Genomic DNA, 11,143 nt, shown 5'->3' on the forward strand with positions numbered 1-11,143 from the left:
AGGAACAGGGACTGAGCAGTAAAACAATAACCGCCGTCGCTGCGGGACAATATTCCGGTTACTTCCAGGCATCAGATGGCACAGTCTGGGCGGTGGGACTGAACACCTCCGGCCAACTGGGCGACGGTACCATAATAAGCAAGAGTCAGCCGGTTCAGGTACAGGGACTGAGCAGCAAGACGGTAACCGCCATCGCAGCAGGGTATAGTTCCGGTTATTTCCGGGCATCAGATGGCACGGTCTGGGCGGTGGGACTGAATACCTCCGGCCAACTAGGTGACGGTACTAAAACAAATAAGAGTGTGCCGGTTCAGGTACAGGGACTGAGCAGTCAGATGATAATCGCCGTCGCAGCGGGGAGCAATTCTGCGTACTTCCTAGAATCAGATGGCACAGTCTGGTCGGTGGGGCTGAACACCTCCGGCCAACTAGGTGACGGTACATTAATAAGCAAGAGTGTGCCGGTTCAGGTACAGGGACTGAGCAGTCAGATGATAATCGCCGTCGCAGCGGGGAGCAATTCCTCTTACTTCCTGGCATCAGACGGCACGGTCTGGTCGACGGGCTTAAACACCAATGCCCAACTGGGGGACAACTCAACAAACAATAGGTCTGTACCGGTACAGGTTTCCGAGCTGACTTTGACGGTCTCCGTAACGGTCACAGCGGTAAATGCGCTTAGTGATATTAATGTGGCAAACGGAACTGCTGAATGGGCAGACAAGTAAGTTTAGATTATAGAGAAGACCCAACGGCAACTATCACTGGCAATCTTGATTACAAATTTCAGGTTATTATTACCCTGCCAAATGGCAAGACCATTGTATATGACAAAGGTGGCATATTTTCCGATACCCCTGGTCATATAGTCAGAACAAATATAAAAGGTGTCTATGATGTTGATATGGCCTTGCCTATTACCGGGGCCAGCAAGGAAAAATACGATTATTATTATGAATGGCAAAACTTTGGGTTTACCTTTTTAAATGGAACAAATTATGCAAATCAAAATGCATACCAAAACATTACTCATGTAAGTAATTTGAAAAGTCTTGAGGATAAATTTTTCAGCTATGGTGACATAAATAACCGCATGTATAGGTTTGTAAAACCGTTATCGTACAGTGGCTACAGCGGGAGTATGGAATATAGGAAGGTAGTTCAGGTTTCTTATAAAAATTCATTTACTGGTACATTACTAAGATCAAACTCATATAGCTACACTAATGAACCCCAAGGGTATACCTTCAATCCGTCTGCAAACACCTGGTCTATCTATCCTGGATATAATGGCAATGATCAAGCTTATTTAGCAAATACATATAGGTATTATACTCAAGTTACAGATGGACGTGGAGCAAAAACAAACTATACTTTTAACGGAATCGGTGAGACTGTTAATGTGGAAAAAAGCGGGAACGATCACAAAGAAAGCTCAACAACCACCTATGATGCCAATAAGCTTCCGCAGAAAGTGCAAACTGTCACTTATAACGTGGTTAACGGCGTGGCGGGCAGTTCCATCACCAAAACTGACAATTATCTCTATGACGCCAAAGGGAACCTGACCCGGTACACTGGGCCTGAAGCCAGCAGGGATCCAAACGGCAATCCAACGGGAAGCACCTATACAACCCCGGAAAATACCACAGTTAACGAGCATACTGTAGTCTATACCTATGATCCCAATTTCAGCATAGTCACATCGAAAACCTGGAAACAGGACGCCGCGACTGTTAGCAGAATTGAATCAACCGTTACTTCAACCAATGGCAATGTTACGCAGATGAGGAATGTGCATACGGGAAATAATATTGTTACCGATTTCCAGTATAATTCCTTAGGCAATATGACCCAAAAGAAGGTTCACTATGCCGATAACGGGACCAATACTTATATAACCAACTATGTTTATGGGACAGAAGAGGACGGCGTTGACCGTGGCGGAACGGCAGCTAAGTATAACGGTGTATACTATGGCGGAGCCTATTTGACCAGGGAATACGCTACAGTAGACGGCACACAAATTTCCAAGAAATATAGTTATGATTTTAACACAGGAGTAAAAACCGCTGATTTTGACGAGAACAACAACAGGACGGACTATACCTATGATCTTTTTCAGCGGATCATAGCCATTAAATATCCGGATCAAAGTCAAAAACAATATACTTATTATGATTACCTAGGTTATATGGACTATTATGGCGCATCGCTTAATAACAGAGTCATAGAATACACGGATCAAAAAAATAACAAATTCCGCTATGCCTATGATATATTCGGAAACCTGCTCCAATACAGCGAAAAGGTCAATGAATATCGATGGGATGTACTGCGCCAATTGACCTATGATCCGAATAACAATAAGACCAAAGAAATGGATGCTTATGGGCATAGTTCGCAATTTATCTATGACAGCGCCAACAGGCTCACCCAAAAGTCCTTCTGGTCAGATGACACGTGGATGGTCAAATCAACCACCTTGCAATATACCATAAATACGGACAGCAATAACGCACTATTAATCAACGTTACCGATGAAGACGGGTACATTAAGAAGAACCACTACGATATATCCAACCGCTTGATCCAGTTCGAAGTCACCCCTGATAAGACCAACTTCTATGCGACTAATTACACCTATGACTACGTGGGCCACAAAACAAGTGAAGCGGATGCCTTAACCCATGCGACCAACTATACTTACGACGACTTGGGACGTCTTAAATCCCAGGTAGACGCACGCAGCCATACAACTCAATATTTCTACGATGCCGGAAATAAACTGATCCAGCAAATCAATCCCAGAGGGAAATCCAGCTCCTATGACTACGATCTCTTGGGCAGATTGATTCGGAAAAAAGACCCGGCATCGGATGGGACGACGGCCGTAACCAGAACTATTTATGATCCGGTAGGTAATAAGACAAAAGAAATATCGCCCAATTACTATGACTCAGCCAAAGACACGGCCAGCCTTGCCGCCACTATGACGGGTACGTCCTATACCTATAACAGCATGAATCGCTTGCAGTCCGTAGTATCACCGGAAGGCGCTATCCTAGAGTACCGTAGCTATGACGGAAACGGAAATGTCCAAAAAGTTGTGGATGGTTTGAGGTATACGGGGGATATCAACACCTCACCAGGTACAACCTATGTCTATGATGCCTTCAACCGAAAAACACAGCAAACGGACGCCTTGGGCAATTCCCAAAGCTTCACCTATTTACTGACCGGGCAGTTGGACACATGGACAGATGCCAATCAAAATACCACGTCATACGTTTATAATGCCGATGGAACGTTGCAAATTGTATTCTATCCGGATACCGGGTATATCACCTATTCCTATGACAAACGTGGCTATAAGGCCTCCGAGACAGATCAGAGGGGGAATACAACTAGCTATTCTTACAACGGCTTTGGTAAAATAGGCACAATAACCGATGCCAAACAAAATACGATAGTCAATGCATATTTTAACAATGGCAATCTCAATTCGGTCAAGGATCAACGAGGTCATTACACCTATTACAGCTACTATGCAGACAATGACCTGCAGCAGAAGAAAACCTCCCTCGATGCCAGCAATTTTTCCATGGTAAATTATGTAACCGATGAAGTTGGCAATATCACCCAGAAAACGTTGACCGGGACTTTGGACAGCACGTCAAGAGTAACCGCCTATACCTATTATGATAATAACCTTCCGCAGACGGCCACAGATACCAGCCCCCAAAGCAACAGTGGCAGTTACGTGAAAAACTACTATGATCGCAACAAGAACCTGATCAAAGTAGAAATCAAACGAGATGCCTCCAATACGGATGTTTCGAAATACATTTATGATAATCGTGACCGGAAGATTCAGAGCATCAAACTGGTGGATCAAGCCGATGTCTACAACGCAGCCTCCTTGCCAAATCTGGCAGCTTTACAGGACAGCGGTAAACTCCAAATTATCACTGGGTATACCTATGACATCTTAGGAAACCTGACTTCAACCATCGACCCCAGAGCGTATGGTTATCTGACTGCTGATACAGCCAATCGCAACTTGTATACCATTACTAACAGCTATGATAGTTTGAACAGGCTTGCAACGGTAACCAATAAAGTCAACGGGACCAATGTATCCACCAAATATTACTATGACGCAGTTGGCAATAAAAAGGCTGTCAAAAATGAACGGGGATATTATACTGTATTGACCTATGACAGTATGAACAGGCCATTGACCCTGACGGACTCCGAGACGGACCCGTCCCTTAAAACCTATACCGAAGCGCAGATCATCAGCTTGGCAGGTCTGAAGACGAATACCCTCATTAAGAGCGCGATAAACGGCTATGACCCGGCGGGCAATAAGACCTCGTTGCTCGATGCTAACGGGTACAGGACAAACTATGTTTATGACACCCTGAATCGACTGCAAACCGTCAAAGCACCCTATGACCCAAGTAAGCCCGATTCAGCTACCAATCCGTATAATCAAGTGATTGACGAAAAGGTCTATGATGAAAACAGCAATCTCATCAAGGAAATTGACGCTAAAGGATATCTTTCCGGCAGCGATGATAGTTCCAGATACGGAACCGAGTACACCTACAACTATGCCAATCAACTAGTGAAGGTCTTAGATCCGGAGGGCAAGGTCAAAGGGGTGGCGTTTACAACTCAATACCTGTATAACCAGTATGGCGAAAAAACCAAGCAAACCGATGCAGTTAATAACCCGACAAGCTTTACTTACAATAGTGTTGGCAAGCTTTTGACGGTTACAGACGCCTTGAGCGTTGGAGTTGTTACCAGTTTGATAATGCCGGCAATAAGCTTACCATGACCAATGGTAAAGAGAAAGTTACCTACAATGGTTATGTCAGCGGTAGTGTGCTGCAGACAGAGACTGATGCCTTAAGCAAAGTCACAACTTATAAATATGACCTGGCGGGGAATGTCGCTGACGTAATCGACCGTAATAGCAAAGAAACGATCATGACTTATGATTTAGGGAATAGGCTCTTGTCCAAATCAGTGACTCAAACCGGCGACTCGGTAAGTTATACCTATGATAATAGCGGAAATCGGGCTACGATGACGGATGTTTCAGGAGTATCTTCTTACTCGTATGATGCCAATAACAGGCTGTTGAATGTAGCTAAAGGCGGAACCAACCAAATAACCTATACCTATGACAAAGCCGGAAATGCCCTGACCGTTGTCGACAGCAAAGGGTTTACCACGACCTATACCTATGATACAGCCAATAGGATGGGGACCGTGAAGTATACCGTCAACGGCAGTGATAAGACGACAACCTACACCTATGACGTGAATGGCAATCGACAAGCCATTGCCTATCCCAGCGGTATCACAGAGAGCTATCAGTATGATAAGAACAACAGACTTCTGACTCTGACCAATACTGCGCCGTCAGGTACCGTATCAAATTACCAATATACCTATTATGACAATGGTCTGCAAAAAACCAAACTAGATAACTATGGAACCACCACCTATACGTATGATGGGGATGGCAGAATCCAACAAGTTACAGGACCGGGTAAAACGACTGTCTATGCTTATGACAAGGCAGGCAACAGGCAAAGTTTGGATGAGACGTATACCTCCGAGCAGTTCAGCGGCTATATCGACCAAGCAAGTCAAACTAACATCAAATATTCGATTAAGCACAGCGATTATGTTTATGCCGATACCAATGCGCTGATGCAGGTGACGGAGACAATGAAGAACTCTGACGGAACGGAAGTGTTGCGCAGAATAACCAATAACCAGTTTGATAACAACGGGAATCAAGTAGCTCAGGAATCAGAGTATTTACAAGCCTATAACGCTGCAGTGGGTGAGGTAATAAACGCCATTAATTATGGCGACAGCTCGACAACCTTTGATAATAATCTGGAGAGAATGGAGAACACCTATGACGGATTCAACAGATTAACTAAGGTTGATGCAATAAAATCGGGCAGCAGAGTGACCAGTGAATTCACGTATAATGGGGAGGATTTAAGAGTTAAAAAGGTCGTCAAGAAATCGACGAATAATTATGCCCCTGAAGAAACCAATTATTTGTATAACCGACAGTATGTCATCTTAGAAACGGACGGTGGCAGTAATGTCAAGGTAAGATATCTATTAGGAATAAATTACCTCGGCAGGGTCGATGGAAGTAACAAACTGTCCTATTTCCTGTATAATGGTCATGGGGATGTCATCCAGACGATTGCTGAAAATGGAACCGTTGAGAACCAGTATGATTATGATATCTTCGGCAATCCTACACTAACGATTGAGCCGCAATATTCAAGTGCCATAAGGTATGCAGGTGAGTTTTATGACAGTGAATCAGGTTTGTACTACCTGAGGGCTAGATATTATAATCCAATGACAGCAAGATTTTTAAGTGAGGATACGTATACTGGAAAGCCGAATGATCCGTTGAGTTTAAATTTGTATACGTATTGCGTTAATAATCCGATCCTGTTTAGTGATCCGTCGGGGCACGTAAATGTATACGGTGCTTCAATTGATATTCAAAATGCACAAAAAATAATGGGAACTAATAGCGGATACACATTTGTGGATACATCTAAAGTATCCGTAAATCCTTCAGACATAAGATCGACTGATATAATCGTAGGTGGCGAAAAAGCAGGTGGAGGTGTATCGAGTAATCCTAACGGAGCAGTTAGATTATTGGGGAATGATGCTGCTGCAACGGCACAGGCAATCAGTAACTACAGCCCCACAAATACCAAAGTTTATGGTGCACCAACAGATATTCAAAGTGCAAAATCCATATTGGGGGATAAAGGATACACGTATATTGATACAACTACAGCTAAATCATTAATTATAAATTCTGATGATTTAATTGTAGGTGGAACCTCTGCGGGTGGAGGAGTAGGAGCGAATGTAAATGCTAACGGTGCGACAAGACTAGCCGGGGTGGATTCAAATGCAACAGCAGTTGAAATCCAGGACTACAAATCTCAGGGGACGATTAAAGCTGGGATAGGTAATTATTCAATACAGGATGTGGGTGTACGTAGTTATACTGTCAAATCAGGAGATACATTATGGGACATTGCTCAAACCTATGGTACATCTGTTGAAGCGATTACAAACGCTAATGGGATTTCTGATCCTGAAAACACCTTTATCCATCCTGGTCAGGGGCTTGTCATACCCAATGGAGTGATTGGTATTGACGCTGGTGATGATTATGATGACCAGTATGACGATTTGTATGATAGAAATGTAAAGGAGCGAGGGCGGTCAAGTGACGCTAAAAAGAGAGAGGCAAGACAAATTGATGATGCGTGGGGTAAAGACAGGGCTACTCGTGAGGAACAATCAAGAGAACTACATGACGCAAAACAAGGCGGTAGAAATGATGACAATCAGTCTTATAATGACTTGAAAAATGGAAACTTCAGAGACAAAATTAGTGAAATTACAGGTTTAACAGGTGGAGCATTATCTATCTACTTAATTCTTTCTGAAGGGTCAAGGTTATTCCCACCCAGAAACTTAGTGCCAGTACCGTAAGGGAGATTTAACTGAGTGAATGGTCTGTGTATAGGCGTTCACTCGGTTCCCCAATAATTGGGCAGAAGGAGTATAAGATGACATCAGAAAAATATTATGAGAAAGCAGAAATTTATTACATTAATAGTCAATATGAAAAGGCATTAAGTTATTTCAAAAAGTCTTATGAATTGAAGGAGTCAAATGACTGTTTGAATTATATTGGTTGTTGTTACCTAGAACTTAATAATCATATTTCAGCCATTAGTACTTTTAGAAAGCTCAACAAAAACAACCCTGGATGGGAAAGACCTCTTTTTAACCTTGGAAGAGTTTATCTGAAAACAGAAAACTTTAAACAAGCTTTATCGTATTTTCAAAAAGCAATTTTATTAAACCCTGATAACGCAGATACATATTATTATTTAGGTGTTTATTACGATAAGATTAAAGAATACGAAAGAGCAAAAACCTATTATGAAAAATCATTGTTTATTGATAATAAGCAGTCTGAAACACACTTAAATTTAGGTATGTGTTATTTCAGATTGGATGATTATGAAAATGCTCTTAAAGAATTTAATCTTGCATACGACTATGACAATAATTGCATAGATGCCATTAAAAACCAAGGTTTAGTTTTCCTCGCTAGGAAAGACTACGTTGATGCTCTAAAGAAGTTTCTCTTCATGTCCGAAGTAGAACCCGATAACATTGAAAATATGTTGGATATCGCATTCTGTTACTACAGAATCAAAAATATGGAAAATGCTCGTGAATGGATTAATCGCATAACAAAAGTTGATGCCAATAACGAAGAAGCAAATAAGTTATTAAAAGCAATTATTCGTAGGTCTTCAGTTTCTGATTGAAATACCAAACCTCAAGGTATTTTTCTAAATGTTCTCATGAGGTTCTTCTCTTGTTATAAGTGACCGTGGTTTGGTCAGCCTGGTAATAATAAACTAACCGCATAATAATAATAATAATTCTGCAGTAATTTTCCCCGTACAACGATTCAAGCAAACCGATGTAGCACAAGGGTCCAGAGAAAAGGCAACTGGGCCCATTTTCTATTGCAGTGAATTCAGCAGTATCTCTGAAGCGAGCAGTGTTCCATACTCTTGCCTTTGTGATAATATGGTGGTAGATGTTGGAAAGACAGCTGCCGTCACCTATAAAGCAACTATAGTTTCACACCTTAGAGGACGAGTGAAGCTCACAATGGTAATATGCATGTGCTCGGTTTCTTTACAGACCGCCCAACATTATCAGAACAGAGAAATTACGTTTGGAATGACTTAAATAATAGTATGTTAGAATATAAAAGATCAATTGGTCTAGTATCTGACGGAGGGACACCATTTCTTACTGATGCAGAAGTAGAGTTTAATAAGGATATGGCTGATACTATGGTCTATGGAAATGTTTCAATGCTTGGGGGTGCAGCGTTAGGAGCGGCTGGAAAATTTATTAACCCAATTATAAGTAAAATAGGAGGTTTTTTTGGTAAGGGGGGGAGTGAAGCTTATCAAGGCTTTAGAAATACTAGCGCTGATTTTGTGAATGGTACAAAACTTACGAAGCACTTTGGTGATCATGCAGATGACTTCGGATTTGCGATGGAAGATGAATATTTACAAGGTGCAAGAAATTTCTTTGAAAAATCTCCTACAAAAACAATGCAAGGGTTTACGTCTGAGGGAGGAACATATTTCCAATATGATACTGCAACTAATGAATTTGGGATTATTAATCAATACGGTGGTATATCGACATATTATAAACCAGTTGAGGGACTGAAATATTGGAACCAACAAATGGAAAGTTATATGCCGAAGTAAGGAGAATGCATGTGGAAAAATTACAGTGCCCATGTTGTGGCTATTATTCGATAAAGAGCGAAGATGAAGTTATAGTAGATATTTGTGAAATCTGCTTATGGCAATATGATCTTGTAGCTCACAAGAATCCAGACATTAGCATAGGCCCAAATAAAATATCTTTAAATGAAGCAAGATATAACTACAAAACAATTGGTGTATCCAAGATAAAATATAAAGATAAAAATTTAAATAGAGATCCGTTTCCTGAAGAACTTATAGAGGCTAATGAATCTAAGGATTAGTGATAGCGGTCTCTCTGCACCAACTATTCCAAAAAACTGTATGATAATATGGTTGTAGATGTTGGAAAGACAGATACCACCTCTTAAAGAGTAAGTACAGTTTCATACCTAAGGGGACGGTTGAAGCTAGTGAACTAAGGCAGGCTTCCCAAGCGGCATTTAGAGCGGCGGACAATGTGGGTGACTTCACAGTCTCGAACAAGCATTTGATGGATGCTGGTGGACGATGGCAGAAATTCGTAACCAATAGCAAAAGTCAGGTAAATAAATGGGTTGAGGAAGGCTTGCGTTCTGGAAAAGCTCAGTTTCTGCCCAATAATCAGGATGGTTCATATAAGATTATCACCGATTTAGGTGAAACAATTGGGACTAGAGGGGAGACTAAAATACAAACCATCGTAGGAGGGGATGGAATGATATGGACATCGTATCCAATAAAATAATAATCTTGTTTAAGATTGACTCAAATAGAGTGGTGAACAAGGAACTCATTACAACTAAAAACTACAAGGTACTCGCTGATGTAGAGGGCTTATTAGAAATTCGCCTAAATGATATGATGTTTTTTCAAGAGGATTATATCTTACTACTTGAATTTGGTATATTTCTTACTAATTGGATTAGCAAAGTAAAAAGAGGCATTTATGAAGACTTCAAATACGAGACAATGGACTATAGTGAAAGCCCTTTACTAGTTTTTCAAAGACAAGAAAGTAGTTACTGGAAAATACATTCTGACTGGCAGAAAATTAGGGTCGAAGAAGAGTTCAGTTTGGAGGAATTATTAAAGGGAACTGAGGCGTTTGTAAGCGAACTAAACGAGCAATTAGAAAAAATATATAAAATCTCCATGGCCGCTTACCTTTAGTGATGAACATAAAATGTAGAAGTCAACAACAGTGTGTTTGAAAAATCTCTGCAAATGCCACTGCTATTAGAATAATAGCCATGTATATGTATATATGCCAAATATTTCATCTGACGGACGAAAAAAGCTGACTACATAATAATAATTCTGCAGCAAGATATTCAGTACAACGATTCTAACAGATTGATGAAGAAAAAGGGTCCAGCGAAAAGTCAGCTGGACCCTTTTTCTTTTGCAGTGACTTCAGCCGAATTTTGCAGCGAGCATGTCTATTGATGGCACTTTCAAAGCGCAAAAAAATGGGGAAGGGTTGTCCACATTGTGAGGCCAGCTCTTCCCCTTGGTTGTCGCTCGCAACTGTCTCCACGATCTCTAGTACCTCGTAGGTATCCTTTTCCGCGATGACGTGGATGCACCGCACGTCACTAGGCGTGAAGCCTCCAGAACGACGAAATTATGGGCACACCATCGCAGCAGATAAGCCCAAGAGATAATATACATTATCTCTTGAGTTCTTGTGTAACTGTGATAGAGTGATTTTATAAAAGCCTTATGATCTACGGGTTCCAGACAATACGCCCGCAGCCGTT

8 protein-coding genes and 1 pseudogene are annotated in these 11,143 nt (G+C 41.4%); 8 read left to right on the forward strand and 1 reads right to left on the reverse strand.

Annotated elements, in window-relative coordinates; genetic code table 11:
- The 8 genes and pseudogenes from UF75_RS22130 to UF75_RS22165 form a co-directional block, all read left to right on the forward strand.
- Positions 1-728 (forward strand): annotated as a pseudogene (locus tag UF75_RS22130) (hypothetical protein); the annotation flags it as partial.
- Positions 713-4,849, forward strand: a complete 4,137-nt coding sequence (locus UF75_RS22135; protein ID WP_045576708.1) for an RHS repeat protein — start codon at positions 713-715, stop codon at positions 4,847-4,849. The pseudogene UF75_RS22130 and the gene UF75_RS22135, both read left to right, overlap by 16 nt.
- Positions 4,846-7,578: an RHS repeat-associated core domain-containing protein gene (locus UF75_RS22140; RefSeq protein WP_045576709.1), complete on the forward strand. Its 2,733-nt coding sequence runs from the start codon at positions 4,846-4,848 to the stop codon at positions 7,576-7,578. The genes UF75_RS22135 and UF75_RS22140 overlap by 4 nt, the downstream gene beginning before the upstream one ends.
- Positions 7,579-7,655: 77 nt before the next feature.
- Positions 7,656-8,429: a tetratricopeptide repeat protein gene (locus UF75_RS22145; protein ID WP_045576710.1), complete on the forward strand. Its 774-nt coding sequence runs from the start codon at positions 7,656-7,658 to the stop codon at positions 8,427-8,429.
- A gap of 441 nt (positions 8,430-8,870) precedes the next feature.
- The gene (locus UF75_RS28625) at positions 8,871-9,401 is read left to right on the forward strand and encodes a hypothetical protein (RefSeq protein WP_156146561.1); all 531 of its coding nucleotides are present in this window, start codon (positions 8,871-8,873) and stop codon (positions 9,399-9,401) included.
- A 5-nt stretch (positions 9,402-9,406) separates the two neighbouring features.
- On the forward strand, positions 9,407-9,685 hold the full coding sequence (locus UF75_RS22155; RefSeq protein ID WP_242860383.1) for a CPCC family cysteine-rich protein: 279 nt from the start codon (positions 9,407-9,409) through the stop codon (positions 9,683-9,685).
- Between the two features lie 176 nt (positions 9,686-9,861).
- A complete protein-coding gene (locus UF75_RS29405) occupies positions 9,862-10,128 on the forward strand; it encodes a hypothetical protein (RefSeq protein ID WP_045576712.1) in 267 nt (88 codons plus the stop codon).
- Complete coding sequence (locus tag UF75_RS22165; protein ID WP_045576713.1) at positions 10,104-10,553, forward strand: hypothetical protein; 450 nt, start codon at positions 10,104-10,106, stop codon at positions 10,551-10,553. The genes UF75_RS29405 and UF75_RS22165 overlap by 25 nt, the downstream gene beginning before the upstream one ends.
- Before the next feature lie 175 nt (positions 10,554-10,728).
- On the opposite strand, the gene UF75_RS29410 is transcribed toward UF75_RS22165, so the two are convergent.
- A complete protein-coding gene (locus tag UF75_RS29410; RefSeq protein ID WP_207642496.1) occupies positions 10,729-10,920 on the reverse strand; it encodes a hypothetical protein in 192 nt (63 codons plus the stop codon).
- Positions 10,921-11,143 lie beyond the last annotated feature (223 nt).

The sequence above is a fragment of the Desulfosporosinus sp. I2 genome (assembly GCF_000960765.1).
Classification (GTDB): Bacteria; Bacillota; Desulfitobacteriia; order Desulfitobacteriales; family Desulfitobacteriaceae; genus Desulfosporosinus.

Excerpts from the sequence above, each read along its gene's own strand:
- UF75_RS22165 (WP_045576713.1), top strand. The coding sequence starts at position 10,104 with ATGGACATCGTATCCAATAAAATAATAATCTTGTTTAAGATTGACTCA.
- UF75_RS22155 (WP_242860383.1), top strand. The coding sequence starts at position 9,407 with ATGCATGTGGAAAAATTACAGTGCCCATGTTGTGGCTATTATTCGATA.
- UF75_RS28625 (WP_156146561.1), top strand. The coding sequence starts at position 8,871 with ATGTTAGAATATAAAAGATCAATTGGTCTAGTATCTGACGGAGGGACA.
- UF75_RS22135 (WP_045576708.1), top strand. The coding sequence starts at position 713 with ATGGGCAGACAAGTAAGTTTAGATTATAGAGAAGACCCAACGGCAACT.
- UF75_RS22140 (WP_045576709.1), top strand. The coding sequence starts at position 4,846 with ATGACCAATGGTAAAGAGAAAGTTACCTACAATGGTTATGTCAGCGGT.
- UF75_RS22145 (WP_045576710.1), top strand. The coding sequence starts at position 7,656 with ATGACATCAGAAAAATATTATGAGAAAGCAGAAATTTATTACATTAAT.